Raw genomic sequence first — 17,958 nt, forward strand, 5'->3', positions numbered from 1 at the left:
GACTGCCTGAGCTACTTCAACTGCCTTGATAACTTCTACTGGCGCGTACCATGTGCCTTCTTTTCTATAGCCTGTAAATTTTGTCGTACTTGATATCACCATTACGGTTAGGGGCTGATCGCGTACCAAACCGTGATCATCAATCACAGGTGGTCTAGAAATTTCCGACGAAAGACAGGAATAAGACATCCGCATCACTTCCTGTTCGCGCATACCGGTATATAGATGAATTACAGTTTTCGCCAAATGCTGAATTTTAAGCAAAACTGTCTGAACATCTTTTTTAAAGTCGCATTGAAATTCATCAACTAACACTTTCTCCAGGCCGTGCTCTCGAAGCGCTTGCGCCATGTCGGGTCTATAGTTAGCTTTTCCACCAAGCTTGCGACCTTTCTGGTTGCGTAAATTAATCCCGTAATGCTCGTCAGAAAACGATTTGACGAAAGACTGATAAGAACCAACCCCTTCGTAAAGCTGATCTAGCAGATCCGCTACCACATTGATCAGATTCAAATATATTCGCGTCGGTATCACGGGATACTGTTTAGACTCAGGCCTTCTAAGATCAAAGCGGTTGGGATTCAATATGTCGTACCCGATCCGCTCTCGGCCAACACGCACTAACTGGGACAATAGTCCGGACAAAGCTGATCTATCTGTTCCTGAAAATTGTTCACGAATGGCTGATGCTAGATAAACCGGAGTAGAAAAAATCTGTTGCAGAGACAGCACGCCGACAATTGGTTTTTGCTTCTGGGCGTAACCAAATTGAATCACCCCTCGAAGTATCCCCCAATACCTATACAGTGTCGCAACACTAAGTTTGCCGAGCCGCCCACCTCCACCAAAGTAAATCAGACAATACAAGAGATATTTTGCCTCTTCAACCAGTGCGTTCTGTTCGTCATCCTGATTGTCAAATACGACAAAGGATATCCTGCTAATTTTATTAGCTGACAACCTATAAGGATTGAAATCCCAAACGCTCTGCCCATATATAGCAGTAGGCTGACCGTTTGCGCTACGACACAATACAAAATCAGCGCCAGGTTTAGAAATTTTTACCGGAGCATTATCTGGCTCACAAGTAACAGAAAAATTTCCGCTACCAAAAAGACTACCTATCGACTCGACACCTCGTTTCAAAATACTACTCCTATCTGTTCGTAGCGACTCAAACGATTTTCCCAAAACGGGGTCAATATACCGTAGCTATAAACTTTCTCTCTGACGATCTCGACCAATTTCAGAGTAGATACGGAGCGTTCACCAATAGCGCTAATTATAAAATTAATTCTTATCGACAAGTCCTTAAACAGAGCATCAGCATGCCCTACGTCTGCGTTTATTTTCCGTACCGAATCAATTACATATTGCAAACTAAAGAGCTTATGCAAATCTTCTTCATCGGAATGACATATATAATGCGAACAGTATAAGCAGCCATATTGTGTTCTACAGTTCGGCTCGATAAACGAAGTGCCCCAGCCCCCTAGGGCAGATGGTTGATTAAAGTCATCACAATGACCGGCCGCAGTTGAGATTCTATCGCCAGAAGAAGTCTCACTACGCTCACGAACTACATCTGCGGCATGGCGCACAGACTGCCAAAACAGACTAAATTCCGTTTCCTGTTGCTCCAATGTAGCCTCAGCATAGGTCGACAGATTAACTGCTTCGGTGTGATTCAGCGACTTGGAAACTGTAGAAGGAGATAAGCGAGCCGAATGCTGTACGTTGCTCTTGTGCTTTCGCATTTTTCGCGAAGATAGCTTTGGAACCTTAGGGTCTAAAAAGACGCCTGAAATAGACCCATGAAATTTTTTCATCGTGCTCGACGCTGAAAACTCTTCAAAACTCCCATTGTTGCCTTGCGTACCTTTAGTCATAGCGAAGAATAAATTAGGCACCTCTTTCCCATTCAATATCCACTCGCGAAGTTTGAGGTACTGCCTTAGTAGCGGTAAACCGTTGTGTCGCCCGATGTTATATAAAGTAGTCTTCCCGCCAGCCCGAAACTTTATAGCTTTTAATTCCTTTTTCAGTGGTGACTTCTCAACCTCTATCGCCTCCTTATAGGTAAATTGAGAAAACTCGGTAGGTGAGGCACCTGTAATCAGCAGAAAGAGTCCGGCGTAAGCTTTTGCAGCGAGAGCGCTCAGATATAATCGATGCCAATGACGATTATTTTCATTAGCCGCATTGACATTTTCTTGCGCCCGCAATACGGCACGATTTGAATCAAACTTAACCACAGTTTCTCGGTCTAGTTTTTTCTTCGCGACCATATGTTCTGCCGGCGTCGCTACACGCCGCTGAACGGGATTATAAATTGCCGGGGGTATTTTAAACGGCCCAATCGCTCCGTGATTTGATGGAAACATCACAACTTCATAATCCCTTATATTCACCACGCAAGGATAAGAGCTATTATTCAAAACAAAGTCACTGCAATGCTGCGCTATTGCCAAGAAAACGTCTTTATATAACTGCACATGAGCATCACTTGGCGTTGCAGAACCACTGGGAGCGAGTATTTTTACAACACCAGATAAAATATAGTGAAAAGTATCAGGATATAATAACTCGATAATATTTACAGCCCCATCTTGATATCCACTTGCAGTCAAGGGCTTGATCTCTCCAACCATTATTCGGTGATTGAGATAAGACGTAAAATCTCGGTACGCTTGCTGCGCATATACGTCACTTGCGAAAATCTCTTTATAACCATTATTATTTAACCATTCAATAAAATACTCCGAGCGATAGTTCCACGTCAGAATTGAAGACTCACGCATTACGGCGTAGCTCTCAAGCAGCATCATAATCAAATTGCGACGACTCTCAACAAATGAAGATTTGACGACTGGCGTCCCACAATCATCATGACTATTAAGGTTTTTCCCTCGTACGAAATATGCCAAACTACCTATATCGATCGGTTTTTTCCTTATTTTTTTTGACAGCTGTAAGCGCAACAACTCAGGCTCGAGGATTGGCTGCATAGCATCCACAAGTGTAATTACATTAGTCTCACGGAGCTCCATTTTCGCCAATTCACACATGGCGGCTATCCACTATCAGCACATCGTAACTACCGTTAAATAGCTTTTTTTCCCATAACTCCTGGGCACATATTTTCTCATGCGTCATTTTAAACAACTTCAAATACCCCTCAGTAGTTTGCCGCGACTCATGATGCATTCGCTTTTGTATGAAATCTATATCGTCACCCACATGCATTAGCCCTTCTCGGATTAAAACCTGAAGACGCTGATATAGTTGGTAAGCAAAAGTTGCTCGTAACCAGTGGTAAGAAAAATCGCTGGGAAAACCTGATGTTATACTTTTTAGCAACTTACGCTTTATCGTCTCCGTCACCTGACCTGTTTGAGGTGACTTAGTCATAAAATATCTAGGATCAGATTTTTCCATATAGTAGCTATTACATTGATCAGATAAAAACAAGTAAACGTCATCCTCCTCAAATGACTGATCAGGAAAGAGCACTCGCAATTCGTTCAAGAATATGCTCTGCCGCTTTTTCATCGCTGGGCTGCTGGCCAGCACGATCAATTCTTCAGCAAGCTGTTTGGGAAAATATAGAGTCTGTGCTTTATCATTTTTTGTATCGATACCAGTCGATGGTCCTGCGTGCAATTTATAGGCTCCTTCCGATAACAGCCTGGTTTCTTCGAAAGCTTTTAAATGTTTTAGACGCATCGTTAAAACTGTTTGCTTGCGCGCACCGGTCATTAAGGAAGTGAGCAGTATCAATCTCTCAACTGTAGACCAAAATCCCCCCCCATTAATTGTTTCCAACAGCAGACGAAGCTCAATATTGGTAAGTGGTCTTAAGTCGTCGCCACCGTCTCTAACAAAACCAATTTGAATTGCGTTACTAGAAGGCGTGCGTCGAGTCTGACTACGCTTCATAACATCAATTACTTGGGCGCCTCGCGGGGTCTGAACAAGGAATTTAACTTGCTTAACCGTATCCACTCGCCTTATATCGAGTGGATGCCAATATTGCGATACATATTTGTAAAAGTGATATACCACCGAGGTATATTGATTTATTACACCACCACTTCGTTTTCCGGCAATCACTAAATTATTAAAATATTTATAGGTCGGGCGAAGAGGGGGGCGCGAACCAGAAAAGTCCAGCCAATCCAAGTTATTGGTCTCACAGAACAAAAGGTAGTCGAGTAATTTACTGCCACGACGCCGCACCTCATCAGTTCGCCGTTCTAAAGGGGATTTGTCGCGCATACACCAGAGAAGGTATGAGTTTGCTTCATGCCAAGGCTCGCCATTTGGATGAAGCAGGAATGGGACGTGGTAGAGATCGTGCGTATCTTCAGCGCCGCCTTCATTAACCTTATATACAACCTCCGAAGCCCCCCCTTCAAGCATTGAGCAAACAGCGCCAGGGATTTCTCGCGTGTAGAGATCAGCGAAAGCATCACGCGCGAGGGAGATGATTATCAGACGGCCTTCAAGATTTGGATTGGTGTAAGACATGGCTCACCTCGAATATGGTGAGTTCACGTTAAAGGTTGGGGCGTCGCGATGCCTCCCAAGTCGTTGCAGATTGTCCAGCCCCCTTGATTTACAAGGCGCACGCAACGTACCCGAGAGGTATGTGTCTTATGCGAGCACCATCAACTCTGTCAATGGTGCTCGTTATGGGAGAGCTCTCTAGTGAAAAGCGTCAATCACTTTTTGTTAAGCGATTCAACCCAAGGGTCCAACTTATGGAATAGCTTCGGATACCGGCCCTTCAAATCCTTCTTCACCTCGGTATACGTGCTGCGCCAGAAGTTCGCCAGGTCTTGCGTCACCTGCACTGGCCGTCGCGCCGGGGACAGCAGGTGCAGCTTGACCACCTGGCGCCCACCGGCGATGCGCGGTGTGTCCGCCAGGCCGAACAATTCCTGCAAGCGCACCGCCAGAATCGGTGGTTGTTCGCTGTAGTCCAAACGCACCGAAGAGCCCGACGGCACTTTCACATGCTGCGGCGCCAGCTCGTCCAGGCGTTGGGGCAGCGGCCAGGGCAGCAGGTTGTGCAGGAAACTGGAAATATCCAGGTTGGCGAAATGGCTCAGGCGCGAGACTTTGCCCAGATACGGCATCAGCCAGTGCTCCAGGCTGGCAAGCAACGCCTTGTCACTGATGTCGGGCCATTCGCTGGTTTTACCGGCGTCCAAGTGGCGCAGCAGCATGACGCGGGCCTGCCATTGGCGCAGTTCAGGCGTCCACGGCAGCAGCTCCAGGCCTTTGCGGCGCACAAGGTTGACCAGTGCCTGGCTGCGGGCGGACTCGTCCAGCCCGGTCAATGGTTCACGGCTCAGCACCAGTTCGCCGACTTTGCGCTGGCGTTCAGCACGCAAGACGCCTTCGCGTTCATCCCAATCCAACTGGTCGACGTTGCGCACTTGCTCGGCGAGCACCGTGTCGAACAGCGCCGGATCGAAGTCCGCCGCGAGGTAGATGCGTTCTTCACGCTGGCCCTGCCGGCTGCCGAGGTCGGCGATAACCAACCAGGGTTGTTTCATCAGGCTGTCGGCTTCGGCGAACAGCGCGGCGCGGCCGTTGGCCAGGCGGTACTCGGCGCCACCGGGGCGACGTTGCTGAGCGACACGGTCCGGGTAGGCCAGCGCCAACAAGGCGCCGAGCCAGCGCGGGTGGTCGGGGTCGGCCACGGCTTGAATCGCCGGGCCGCGTAAATAGCCACGGTATTGCCGCGCCAGTTGCTTGGCCCGCTGCACGCCACCTTGGGTGCCACGCGCGCGTTCTTCACCGGACATCAAGGCCAGGCGGCTGTGCAAATCGGCGCCGCCACCGCGCAAGATATCGCGCTCACCTAACAGCGCGGCCACATCACACGCTGTCGACGCCAGCCCCAGGTCCTGCCCGCGCAGCAGCAGATGGGCGATACGCGGATGGGCCGGCAACTCGGCCATTTTCTGGCCATGGGCGGTCAGTTTGTCGTCATTCAAGGCGCCAAGGCGCACCAGCAGATCCTGGGCCTGGGCATACGCGGCAGTCGGCGGCACATCCAGCCACACCAACTGCGTGGGCGTGACGCCCCAGCGCGCCAACTGCAAGGCCAGGCCTGCGAGGTCGGCGGCGAGGATTTCCGCGCTGCCGTACGCAGCCAGACCTTCGTGCTGGTCCTCGGACCACAGGCGATAACACACGCCCGGCTCCAACCGCCCTGCCCGGCCGGCGCGCTGAGTAGCGCTGGCACGGGAAATACGCTGAGTGTCGAGACGGGTCATGCCGCTGCCTGGGTCGAACCGCGGCACCCGCGCCAGCCCGGCGTCGATCACTACGCGCACACCGTTGATGGTCAGGCTGGTCTCGGCGATGTTGGTGGCCAGCACGACCTTGCGTTTACCCGCCGGCGCCGGGTCGATGGCGGCGCGCTGGGCATTAAGGTCGAGCTCGCCATGCAGCGGGCACAGCAGCACATCACTGCGATCCCCCAAAGCGTCGGCCAGTTGCTGGTTAACCCGGCGAATCTCCGCCTGCCCCGGCAAAAACACCAGCACGCTGCCGGTTTGGTCATGCAGGGCTTCGAGGATGGTCTGCACCACACGCGGTTCGATGAATTCACCGGGCTGGTACGGCCGCCCCCAGCGCATCTGCACCGGGAACATGCGCCCTTCACTGCGCAGGATCGGCGCGTCATCCAGCAGCCCGGCCAGGCGCTCGCCTTCGAGGGTGGCGGACATCAGCAGGATTTTCAGTGGCTGCTCATCGCGAAACAGGTCGCGGCCGTTCAGGCTCAGGGCCAGCGCCAGGTCGGCGTCGAGGCTGCGTTCATGGAATTCGTCGAAGATCAGCAGGCCCACGCCCTCCAGCGCCGGGTCGTCCTGCAGGCGGCGGGTGAGGATGCCTTCGGTGACCACTTCGATGCGCGTCGTGGGGCCGACCTTGCTGTCGAGGCGGATACGATAGCCGACGGTTTCGCCGACCTTTTCACCCAACTCACTGGCCAGGCGCTCGGCGGCCGCGCGCGCGGCGAGACGGCGAGGTTCGAGCATCAGGATGGTTTGCCCCGCCAGCCAAGGCTCGTTCAATAGCGCCAAGGGTACGCGGGTGGTTTTACCGGCGCCGGGCGGCGCTTCCAGCACGGCTTCATGGCGATTCGCCAAGGCGTCACGCAAGGCGGGTAAAACATCATCGATCGGCAACGAATTCATACTGGCTCCAAAGCAGAGCGGCGAGTATAACGGCGAACTGCCGGATGCCGGTGGTGGTCTCAAAGACACCACTGGCTTCGAAGATAAAAACGGTCAAAAGTGGGAGCGGGCTTGCTCGCGAAAGCAATCTGTCAGTCGACGAATATGTTTCTGAAAGACCGCATTCGCGAGCAAGCCCGCTCCCACATTGGATAGTCGTCGTCGCGTAGATCTGGCTTATAGTCACCTTTCAACCGTGTTCAGGAGAATTTTATGCGTATCGCTTCCCGTGTCATCGGCGGTGTCCTCGCCGTCACCCTGCTGAGTCAACTGACGGCCTGCGGTTCGATTTTCTACCCGGACCGCCGGGGCCAGATCGGCGGCAAGATCGACCCGGCGATTGCCGTGCTCGATGCCGTTGGCCTGCTGTTTTATGTCATCCCGGGGTTGATCGCATTCGGCGTCGACTTCGCCACCGGCGCTATTTATTTCGAGCCGGGCAAAACCGCACAAGTCGCGCCGGAGAAGTTGCACGAAGCCATCGGCGCCGACGGCAAAGTCGACAACGCCAAGCTGCAAACCATCATCCAGAAAGAAACCGGCCACACCCTGCCGCTGGATGACCCGCGCATGATCCAGTTCAAGGGCAGCGTGCAACAACTTGCGTCCCTGGGCCTGCAACCCGCCGCTTAAGGATTCGACCCGTTTATGACCAGCAGTCCCGAACACGCACGGCTCTTGCGCCTGGCCACCCGCGCTTCGGTGGGCGTGGCCTGTGCGCTGATTATCACCAAGGCCATCGCCTGGTGGCTCAGTGGCTCGGTGAGTATGCTCGCCGGGTTGACCGACTCGCTGCTGGACGGCGTGACCTCGCTGCTGAATCTGCTGGCGGTGCATTACGCGCTGCGCCCGGCCGATGATGATCACCGCTATGGGCATGGCAAGGCGGAATCGCTGTCAGGCATGGCCCAGGCGCTGTTTATCGCTGGCAGTGCGGTGTTGATCGCATACCAGGCGTACCAGCGCTTGCAGCACCCGGAACCGGTAGGCGCGCCGTGGTTGAGCATCGGGGTGATTGTGTTTTCACTGGTGATGACCGTGGCGCTGCTGATGTTGCAACACCGCGTGATCCGCGAAACCGGCTCCAACGCCGTGCGTGCCGACTCACTGCATTACCGCTCGGACTTGATGCTCAACGGCAGCATCCTGGTGGCGCTGGTGTTGGCCGGTTTTGGTTTCCATCAGGTTGACGCGTGGTTCGGCCTGGGGATTGCCGTCTACATCTTGTGGAGTGCGATCCAGATCGCCCGGGAAAGTTTTGCGGTGCTGATGGACGAGGAACTGCCGCCGGACGTCAGCCAGCACATGCTGGAACTGGCGCGTGGCATACCCGGCGTGCTGGGTGCCCATGATTTGCGCACGCGGATCTCCGGCAGCCATTGGTTTGTACAACTGCATCTGGAATTGCCCGGGGAATTGACGCTGTCAGTGGCCCATGGCATCAGCGACCAGGCCGCCGATGCCATTCACAAAGCCTACCCTCGGGCCGAAGTGCTGGTGCACGCCGACCCGCTGGAAGTCGTCACGGGCGCCAAGGCCTAATACTGCACCTGATACCCGCGACTGGTCAGGCAGTTGCCCTGGGCCTGGCGGTAGGTTTGTACCACTGCCGGGGCCGGGGCGTAGGAGACCGCCTGCGGATCGAAACCACTTTGCTGCACCGCCCAGCGATAGCAGTCATAGCCATCCTGCTGCACCTGGGCCGCTGATTGGCCGTTCGCCGGATAGGCAATCACGTCATAACCATTGCCTTGCGGCGCGGGTTGCGGCGCCGGCACTTCTGTCGGCGGTTGCACCACCACGTACTGCTGAGTGGCGCTTTCATAGGTGTAATAGGAACCTGCCGCGAGGAAGAACAACGCGCTGCCTACCCATACTTCCCGGGCGTAGTCCGGCAGGTATTGCACGCGGATGCCGTACGGCGGCGTGACCACTACGTAACGCGGGCCTTGCGGGCGATACCAGTAGCCGCCGGAGAAGAAGTAATCCTGGCCACGGTATGGCACGCGGTAATTGCGGTCGGGGAAGCGATCAACCATATAACCAGGGCGATATTGCGGCCCCGGGCCCCAGCCGTTGCCGTGCCCATCAGGGCGACCTGGCCAGCGGTTGTCATTGGGGTGGCCATTATTGAAGCCGCCACCTGGGCGTGCGCCATTCCCAGCCTGCCAATGCGGGTTGCCGTCGTTGCGGCGCGGGATGTCCTGATAGTTGCCCTGACGCGGCTCCTGGGTTTGTCGAACCGTGTCCGGGCGACCTTGAATCGGCAGATTATTCGCCGGTTGTGGCGCTGGCCGAGGCTGTTCGGCGCCTTGCGGGCGACCTTGCCACTGCCCGCCGCCGTGAGGCTGTTGCTCAGCGCGATCAAAATGCTGGTTTTGCGGGCGCGGCTGATTGTTCTCGACATGCGGGTTCTGTGGCCGCGGCTGGTTATTCTCCGGACGCGGTTGATTGTTCTGCGGGCGCGGCTGGTTATTTTGCGGGCGCGGCTGTTCGTTACCTTGCCGCCCGCCTTCCGGGCCTCTTTCATGCTGACCGCCCCCTTCGGAGCGCGGGTCGTCGGCCATCACTTGCGTGCCGACGGTAACCATCAGCAAACCTACACCTGCCATACGCCAGATGCGCTTCATGCTATTCCTCACTGCGGATTAGGGCCTCGAGTGTCCGGCCTCATAGTATGAGACTGGAAAAGCCTCACCCGGTTCTGAGACAGGTTATCAGTCACGAGAACTTTCTTTGCAGTTAAAAAGAGGCAGGTAAAACCCACGCAAAAGAAAAGGGGTGACCCGTCGGCCACCCCTTGAGAATTTCGTCCTGGCTCAACGCTTTTGACGTTGGCTCACCTCACGCCGTCTTGTGGACAGTGTGCAGCCTGGAGGCCGGCTCAACCCTGCTGGGGTGGCGGCCGCAGCGGGCCTGATTGGGCTCGCTGTAAGTGGACTGTTGTCCAGGCGGTGATTCTGTTGGTAATCATAGGCCCGACGCGCCGATAGATGATTGCGAAGATTGCGTCAATAAACAGTGCTTGCGCAATTTTTAACCCTTCATAGATAATTCGCCGCAATAGTTACGACAAAGGCTAACCCAATGAGCAAGCTTGACCGATACGACCTGAGTATTTTGGCGGAATTGCAGCGCGACGCGAGGATCTCCAACCAGGAGTTGGCCGAACGCATCGGCCTGTCGCCGTCGCCCTGCTCGCGCCGGGTCAAGCAGCTGGAAGATGACGGCTATATCGCGCGCCAGGTCGCCCTGCTCGACCGCAAGATGCTGGGCTTGAGCCTTACGGCCTATGTGCTGATCGGCATGGACCGCCACACACCCGAGCGTTTCGAGAATTTTGAAGCCGCGATCCGCACGCTGCCGCAAGTGCTGGAATGCAGTCTGGTGACCGGGATGGATGCTGACTATCAGTTGAAAGTGGTGGTGCCGGACATGGATCACTACCAAAAACTGCTGCTGGGCCATCTGACCCGCATTGAAGGCGTGACCAGCGTGCGCTCCAGCTTTGTGCTCAACCAGGTGCTCAACAGCACCGAGTTGCCGCTGACGCACCTGCGTACCTGATCTCAAACACATCGCCGATCAAATGTGGGAGCTGGCTTGCCTGCGATAGCATCAACTGGGGCTGGCTGATACACCGAGTTGCCTACATCGCAGGCAAGCCAGCTCCCACATTGACCGCGTCAAGACTCAGGTCAATATTGCGTCTGTAACGCTGCCGTATACTTGCCCGCCTGCCCTGTCGGAAGAAGCCCATGAACAACATCGATCCCGCCGTTTTTGAAGAATGGATGATGACCGGCCTGGTCACCATTCTGATCATTTTCATGGGATTCATCGTCTGGGACCTGGCGAAGAAATCCAAAGCCGGGCGCTTTGGCTCGTTCATCCTGTTCTTCGTATTGGGCCTGGGCGTGGCCGCCTTCATCATCAAAAGCGTGGTGATCGGCCTGATCGAGTCCGGCGCCCTATAACCGCGCCGGCACTTCCTTCCATTGGCCTTGATCCAGGCCATCAATCGACCAATCCCCGATACGCACGCGCACCAGGCGCAAGGTCGGCAAGCCCACCGCAGCGGTCATGCGCCGTACCTGGCGGTTACGCCCTTCGCGAATCACCAGCTCCAGCCAGTGCGTCGGCACGCTTTTGCGAAACCGTACCGGCGGGTTGCGCGGCCATAGCTCGGGCTCATCGAATTGCCGGGCTTCGGCGGGCAAGGTCATGCCGTCGTTAAGCTCCACGCCGTCACGCAGGCGTTTCAGTTGTTCTTCGGTGGGTTCGCCTTCGACTTGCACCCAGTAGGTTTTCGCCAGCTTGTGCTTGGGGTCGGCAATGCGCGCTTGCAGTTGGCCATCGTTGGTCAACAGCAACAGGCCTTCGCTGTCACGGTCCAGGCGGCCCGCCGGGTAGATGCCGGGGATGTCGATAAAATCCTTGAGGGTCGCACGCCCGCCTTCGTCGCTGAACTGGGTCAGCACGTCGAACGGTTTATTGAACAGGACCAACTTCGGCTCGGCCGGTGGCGCCTTGGCGACACGACGCGCTGCGGAGTGCGGAGGTTTCACGCCAAGGCGGCGCGAATCGGGACGGGTGGGACGGGACATGGCAAAGGAACATCTAACGGTCAGGACCGACAATGCTAGTGGCCTGACCGTTAAATGACCATCCCAACCGCTTAGCGGAACGGCGGTTCGTCGAAACTGCGCAGTTTGCGCGAGTGCAGCGAGTTGAGTTCGGTGCGCAACAGGTCCACCGCCTCGATGCCGATCTTCAAGTGCTGGCTGACCGCACGCTCATAGAACGCGTTGGCCGAACCCGGCAGCTTGATTTCGCTGTGCAGCGGTTTGTCCGAGACACACAGCAACGTGCCATACGGCACCCGCAAGCGGTAACCCTGGGCGGCGATGGTGCCGCTTTCCATGTCCACGGCCACGGCGCGGGACAGGTTGATCAACGGCCGTTCCTGGGCCCAACGCAGCTCCCAGTTGCGGTCGTCGTAGGTCAGCACGGTGCCGGTACGCAGGCGTTTTTTCAGCTCTTCGCCTTTTTCGCCCGTGACATTCGCCGCCGCTTGTTGCAAGGCCATCTGCACTTCGGCCAGGGCCGGGATCGGGATGTTCGGCGGCACCACGCGGTCGAGAATCCCGTCGCGGCGCATATAGGCGTGGGCCAATACGTAGTCGCCGATTGTCTGGGATTGGCGCAGGCCGCCGCAGTGGCCAATCATCAGCCAGCAATGTGGGCGCAGCACCGCGAGGTGGTCGGTGATGTTTTTCGCGTTGGACGGGCCGACGCCGATGTTCACCAGGGTCACGCCGTGGCCGTCAGTGGCCTGCAGGTGATAGGCCGGCATCTGGTAACGGTGCCAGACCACGCCGGCAGCAATCGCCGACGCTTCGCCGTGGTCCATGCTCTTGTCGATGATCACGTTGCCCGGCAGCACCATGCGGATAAACCGTGGGTCGCTGCGCAGTTGCTCCAGGCCATGCAGGATGAACTGGTCAACATAGCGGTGGTAGTTGGTCAGCAGGATCCACGGCTGCACATGGCGCCAGTCACTGCCGGTGTAGTGCACCAGGCGGCGCAGGGAAAAGTCCACACGGGCGGCATCAAACAGCGCCAGCGGCAGCGGGTCGGTGTTTTCCCAGTCATAGAGGCCGTCGGCAATGCCATCGGTGGCGGCAGACAAATCGGTGCTGGGGAACACGCGCGCGAGGGTCGCGGCGGTCACGCCGGAGCCGGCCAATTCGTCGCCCTGCTCCACCACATACGGGTAAGGAATGTTCTGCTGGCTGACGCCGACTTCCACCGTCACGGTGAAGTCGTGCATCAGCGGCACCAGTTGCTCCAGCAGGTATTTACGGAAGGCGGCCGGATGAGTGACGGTAACGCTGTAGGTCCCGGGCAGCTGGACCTTGGCATACGCGCGAGTAGTCTGTGGGACTTCGCCGTGGCAGTGGTAAGTCAGGCGCAGTTCCGGATAGCGAAACTGTGCGCGCTGTTCGGCGTCGGGTTCGACGCGGTCCTTGAGGTATTGCTTGAGGGCCTGATTGAGCGCGCCGGTAGCACGCTCATGAAGAGCCGCCAGCCGATCCACGGCTTCTTCGGCGGTTTGAACGACAACAAAAGCTTCGGTCACGGTAAGCATCCTGTGTTCTGACTTGCAGACCTTTATCTTGCCTGTATCCCGGCCTCACTGAAACAGTGGAATTGGATTGCGATCAATGTGGGAGCGGGCTTGCTCGCGAATACGGTCTGTCAGTTGCTGAATATGCGACTGATACGGCGCATTCGCGAGCAAGCCCGCTCCCACATTTTGACCGAGTTTAGTCAGAGGTTTGGGGTCGAGCGGGCGACAATCGCCTCAACATTCACACCGCGCGGCAAAGTGCCGTAAACCCGACCGGACGACTCGCCCAAGCGGCTGGCGATAAAACCATCACTGACCGCCGCATTCCCGGCCTCCAGCAGCAGCTTGGCCTGCAACGCCACGGCAATGTCCTCAGTCAATTGACGCGCCCGGTACTGGATATCTTGAGTGTCCATAAACGCCGACTTCAGCTGCTCAATATGCTGCGCCAGTTGCGGGCTGCCATGCCCATTCCCCAGCTCGACAAACAGCGCCTCCAGCACACCCGGCTCCTTGGACAGCGCCCGCAGCACGTCCAGGCACTGAACATTGCCGGAACCTTCCCACGTCGAATTCACAGGTGCCTCACGGTACAGGCGCGGCAGGATACTGTCCTCGACATACCCGGCACCGCCCATGCACTCGGCGGCTTCGTTGATCATCGCCGGCGCGCGCTTGCAGATCCAATACTTGCCCACCGCCGTCACCAGCCGGGCGAATTTGGCTTCCTGCTCGTTATCGAGGTGATCCAGCGCGCGGCCCATGCGCATGCTCAGGGCCAGCGACGCTTCACTTTCCAGGGCCAGGTCGGCCAGTACGTTTTGCATCAGTGGCTGTTCACTAAGGACGCGACCGCCGACCAAACGATGGGCGCAATGATGGCTGGCCTGGGTCAGCGCCTGGCGCATCAACGCGCTGGAGCCCACCATGCAATCGAAACGGGTCATGGCGACCATTTCGATAATGGTCGGCACACCACGCCCCTCTTCGCCGATCATCCAGGCCAGGGCGCCCCGAAACTCCACTTCGCTGGAGGCGTTGGAGCAGTTGCCAAGTTTGTTTTTCAGGCGCTGGATGTAGAACTCGTTGCGTGTGTCATCCGGCCGGTGCCGGGGCAGCAGGAAACAGGTCAGGCCTTTGTCGGTCTGGGCCAGGGTCAGGAACCCATCGCACATCGGCGCCGAGCAGAACCACTTGTGCCCCACCAGTTCATAGGCTTGCCCCGGGCCACCCGCCCCCACAGGGTAGGCGCGCGTGGTATTGGCGCGCACGTCGGTGCCGCCTTGTTTCTCGGTCATGGCCATGCCAATGGTGGCGCCGGCTTTGTGGGCGATGCCGACGTTGCGCGGGTCGTATTCGGTGTTGAGGATCTTCGGCAGCCAGATCTGCGCCAGATCCGGTTGCAGGCGCAGGGCCCGGACGCAAGCGAACGTCATGGTCAGCGGGCAACCGGTGCCGGCTTCGGCCTGGCTGTGCAGGTAAGTCATGGCGGCGCGGGCCACATGGGCGCCGGACTGCGGATGGGCCCATGGCAGTGACGGCAGGCCATGCTCGACGGCGGTGCGCATCAGTTCGTGATACGCCGGATGAAACTCCACCAGGTCAATGCGATGGCCATAACGGTCATGGCTGTTGAACACCGGTTTGTTCTGGTTCGCCAGGAACCCGGCCGCCATCAGTGGCCCACCGGCCAGCGCGCCATACGCATCGATACGCGTCTCGGCCCAGCCGGCGCCAAAGCGGCGCGACCACTCTTGCAGCGGCAGGTCGATGCGGTACAGGTTAGTGCCGTCCAGGGACGGCGGCTGGTTGGTGACGTCGTGGGTTTCGGCGAACTGATGCAGGTTCATGACGGGCCTCCTGGAAAAAGGCCACGTGCGTTGAGGCCTGAATTTCAGTTAAGCACCGTCATCCGGCTTAAAAAAGTGGCATACGCGCCTAATGTCCGGCGCTTTCGCCCTCTAGAGGGCACAACAGACGGCGCTCCAGCACGGCCTGCAATGCCTCGAAACGCACCGGCTTGGTGAGACGATCCGTAATGCCTACGCCATGACAGCGCTCGCGATCCGGCGCCTGCAGCGAGGTACTCAGGGCGATCACCGGCAGCTCGCCGCAGCCGGGCAATGCACGAATCTGACAGCACAAAGAGAAGCCGCCTTCAGGCACATCCAGCAGTACCGCATCAAACGTTTCGGCCTGCAAAAGGGTCAGTGCGGCCGCACCGTTATCCACGGTTTTCACCCGGTAACCCAGCTTGAGCAGCATGCCGCGCACCGCCAGTTGGCCCACGCTATTGTCGTCCACCAACAGCACCGTGCAATCCTGCGCAGTGCGTTGCGTGAGGGGCGCCTGCCCCACCGGCTTTGGCTCCGCCGGCACCGGGCTGACGCTCACTTCCAATTGGAAACGACTGCCCTTGCGCGGTTCGGAATGATGGGTCAGGCGCCCACCGAGCAGTTCAATCAACTGCCGGCAAATCGCCAGGCCGATACCCATGCCGCCGTATTCGCGGGTGGTCGAGCCGTCGAGCTGGAAGAACCGCTGGTACAACGTGGCCTCGTCGAGGAAGGCAAAGCCGATACCGCTGTCGGTCACAATAAAGCTCAAGCGCAGCCCGCCATCACTTTGCGGCACACCCACCACGCGCAAGCGCACAGCGCCTTCGTGGGTGAACTTGAAGGCGTTGTCCAGCAGGCAGTCCAGGCAGTGGATCAGTTTGTCCGCATCACCGATCACCCGGTCCGGCAGCTCATCCGCCACGTCGATGGAAAATGCCAGGCCTTTGCTCTGGGCGCTGGCGCTGAATTGCTGGCGCAAGGTGTCGAGTGCACCGCGCAGGCTGAACACCTGCGGCTGGGCCGTGAGGCGTCCGGCTTGCAATTCGGTCAGGGTGAGGATGCCGTTGACCATGCGCATCATGTCCCGCGCAGAACCGGCGGCGGTTTGCTGGTACTGCGCCAGGTCTTCGTCCAGCGGCACGGTTTGCATCAGCTCCAACGAGCCAATCACACCGTTCATCGGTGTGCGCAGCTCGTGGGTCAGGGTGGCGAGGAATTCGTCTTTCAGCCGGTTACTGCGGGCCAATTGCTGGTTGAGCACTTCAAGCTTCTGGCTGGCGTCGAACAGGATCTGTGCCTGCTGCTCGCGCATGCCGTTGATGCGATCCGCCAAGGCCAGGGAAAGCAGTGCCACTTCGATGGCCGAGCCGAGTTGGCTGGCGTACATGGTGAGGAACATATTGGGCAGGTAACCCAACACCATCAGGGTGTTGACCACCCCACCCAGCAGAAACGCCGACCAGGCAATGATGAAATAGCGCGCCATGCGCTGGCCGCAACACCAGGCCTTGATTGCAGCAATAAAGATGGTCACGGTGAACACCAGCGCCAAGCCAGTGGCCAGGCGCAGGGCCACGGCGTAGCTGGTCAACAACGCCAATACCATCACCACGCCACCGCAAGCAGCCAGCGTCAGCAATATGCGATTGAGCCAGCGGCTGTGCTGCGCGGTGTGCAGGAAGCTGCGGGCAAACAAGCTGCCGAACAGCGCTGCCGACCCGATCAGGAATGGCACCGCAGCATTCGCCCACCACGGGTTGTTAGGCCAGAAGTACTCCACGGCCACGCCATTGACCGACAGTTGGTAGACGCCAAACGAGGCGATATAGAGGATGTAATACAGGTAGCTGGTGTCGCGTACGCTCAAGTAGATGAACAGGTTGTAGACCAGCATCCCCAACAAGACGCCATAGATTGCGCCCAACACATACAGGCGCAGGGGCTGTTCTTCCAGGTAGGCGGTGGCGGACCAGAGCGTCAATGGGGCCTGGATCGAGCCTTCGCTTTGCAGGCGCAGGTAGACGGTGTGTTGCTGGTTGGGCAAAAAGTTGAGCTTGAAGAGGTAGTTGCTCGCGCGCACTTCACGGCTGGAAAAAGGCAACGTGCTGCCGGTGCGGGTGGCCAGTCGGTAGTTGCCAGTGCCGTCGTTCTGGTACAGGTCCAGATGATTCAGCGGTGGGTACGCCAACTCCAGGAACCAGGTGCGTGGCGCACGGGGGTCAATGGCGGTGTAATGCAGGTCGACCTTGAGCCAGAACACCGAACGCGAATAGCCGGCGTTGAGGGTGGCTTTGTCATGGGGTTTGAATTGAGCAGCGTAAGCGAGGGAACTGACGTCGGCGACGGTGAGGGAACCGGTTGGGTCTTCAAGCACTTGCATGACCCGGCCCAGCGGCAGGCTTCGAGTGTCCTGGTTGAACTCGGCGGCGCCGGCGAGCATCGGCAGCCCGCAGAATAATAAGATCAGCAAATAGCGCATAGAGCCCCAGCGTGGCCTGTCCGGTTGTGTCAAAAGCCCCCCATTCCTTTTGAGTAGACGTACACCGGCGATACAGTAAGTTGTTTGGGTGCACTTTAGCATAGCCAGTAGAGGCCATTGGACACCATTGAAATAATTTTTTGAAAGGCTCTATAACGGGCCTTTCAGCGCGTTTTTTCGACGTAAAAAGCAACCCATAAACAGCCATAAACACGCCTGTGCTGACACTGAAATTTCCCCTTCGCCCAACAG

The 17,958-nt window shown here is 57.1% G+C and carries 12 protein-coding genes and 1 pseudogene; 4 read left to right on the plus strand and 9 right to left on the minus strand.

What is annotated here, in order from left to right; genetic code table 11:
* From ACI77D_RS26135 to hrpB, 4 genes and pseudogenes are all read right to left on the minus strand, one after another.
* A pseudogene (locus tag ACI77D_RS26135) lies at nt 1-1,146 on the minus strand (integrase); the annotation flags it as partial.
* Nucleotides 1,143-3,068, minus strand: coding sequence for a hypothetical protein (locus tag ACI77D_RS26140; protein WP_407017767.1), 1,926 nt, complete (start codon nt 3,066-3,068; stop codon nt 1,143-1,145). The pseudogene ACI77D_RS26135 and the gene ACI77D_RS26140, both read right to left, overlap by 4 nt.
* The gene (locus ACI77D_RS26145) at nt 3,061-4,530 is read right to left on the minus strand and encodes a site-specific integrase (RefSeq protein ID WP_407017768.1); all 1,470 of its coding nucleotides are present in this window, start codon (nt 4,528-4,530) and stop codon (nt 3,061-3,063) included. Before ACI77D_RS26145 ends, ACI77D_RS26140 begins: the two co-directional genes overlap by 8 nt.
* Nucleotides 4,531-4,724: 194 nt before the next feature.
* Nucleotides 4,725-7,217: an ATP-dependent helicase HrpB gene (hrpB, locus tag ACI77D_RS26150; protein ID WP_407017769.1), complete on the minus strand. Its 2,493-nt coding sequence runs from the start codon at nt 7,215-7,217 to the stop codon at nt 4,725-4,727.
* 252 nt (nt 7,218-7,469) lie between these two features.
* Here hrpB and ACI77D_RS26155 point away from each other — a divergent pair, with 252 nt between their 5' ends.
* Nucleotides 7,470-7,889 carry a polyribonucleotide nucleotidyltransferase gene (locus tag ACI77D_RS26155; protein WP_128587755.1) on the plus strand — a complete coding sequence of 140 codons (420 nt, stop codon included), beginning with the start codon at nt 7,470-7,472 and terminating at the stop codon, nt 7,887-7,889.
* Nucleotides 7,890-7,904: 15 nt separating this feature from the next.
* Entirely contained in the window at nt 7,905-8,798 is an 894-nt protein-coding gene (locus ACI77D_RS26160) for a cation diffusion facilitator family transporter (protein ID WP_064454258.1), read from the plus strand.
* Here the strand turns inward: ACI77D_RS26160 and ACI77D_RS26165 are convergent.
* Nucleotides 8,795-9,886 (minus strand): DUF6515 family protein, encoded by a 1,092-nt coding sequence (locus ACI77D_RS26165; protein WP_407017770.1) that lies wholly within the window; start codon nt 9,884-9,886, stop codon nt 8,795-8,797. The genes ACI77D_RS26160 and ACI77D_RS26165 overlap by 4 nt on opposite strands.
* A 457-nt stretch (nt 9,887-10,343) precedes the next feature.
* Here ACI77D_RS26165 and ACI77D_RS26170 point away from each other — a divergent pair, with 457 nt between their 5' ends.
* Both ACI77D_RS26170 and ACI77D_RS26175 read left to right on the plus strand, forming a co-directional pair.
* Entirely contained in the window at nt 10,344-10,823 is a 480-nt protein-coding gene (locus ACI77D_RS26170; RefSeq protein ID WP_003194418.1) for an Lrp/AsnC family transcriptional regulator, read from the plus strand.
* Between the two features lie 200 nt (nt 10,824-11,023).
* Entirely contained in the window at nt 11,024-11,233 is a 210-nt protein-coding gene (locus ACI77D_RS26175) for a DUF2788 domain-containing protein (RefSeq protein ID WP_007975837.1), read from the plus strand.
* Here the strand turns inward: ACI77D_RS26175 and ACI77D_RS26180 are convergent.
* The 4 genes from ACI77D_RS26180 to ACI77D_RS26195 all read right to left on the minus strand — a co-directional run bounded on the left by ACI77D_RS26180 (nt 11,228) and on the right by ACI77D_RS26195 (nt 17,706).
* Entirely contained in the window at nt 11,228-11,863 is a 636-nt protein-coding gene (locus ACI77D_RS26180; protein ID WP_407017771.1) for a pseudouridine synthase, read from the minus strand. The genes ACI77D_RS26175 and ACI77D_RS26180 overlap by 6 nt on opposite strands.
* Before the next feature lie 71 nt (nt 11,864-11,934).
* Nucleotides 11,935-13,407, minus strand: a complete 1,473-nt coding sequence (gene amn / locus ACI77D_RS26185) for an AMP nucleosidase (RefSeq protein WP_162238864.1) — start codon at nt 13,405-13,407, stop codon at nt 11,935-11,937.
* Nucleotides 13,408-13,589: 182 nt separating this feature from the next.
* Nucleotides 13,590-15,239 (minus strand): acyl-CoA dehydrogenase family protein, encoded by a 1,650-nt coding sequence (locus ACI77D_RS26190; protein WP_407017772.1) that lies wholly within the window; start codon nt 15,237-15,239, stop codon nt 13,590-13,592.
* A gap of 88 nt (nt 15,240-15,327) precedes the next feature.
* On the minus strand, nt 15,328-17,706 hold the full coding sequence (locus tag ACI77D_RS26195; RefSeq protein ID WP_407017773.1) for a 7TM diverse intracellular signaling domain-containing protein: 2,379 nt from the start codon (nt 17,704-17,706) through the stop codon (nt 15,328-15,330).
* Nucleotides 17,707-17,958 lie beyond the last annotated feature (252 nt).

The organism is Pseudomonas sp. O39, assembly GCF_045447295.1.
Lineage (GTDB): Bacteria > Pseudomonadota > Gammaproteobacteria > Pseudomonadales > Pseudomonadaceae > Aquipseudomonas > Aquipseudomonas antarctica_A.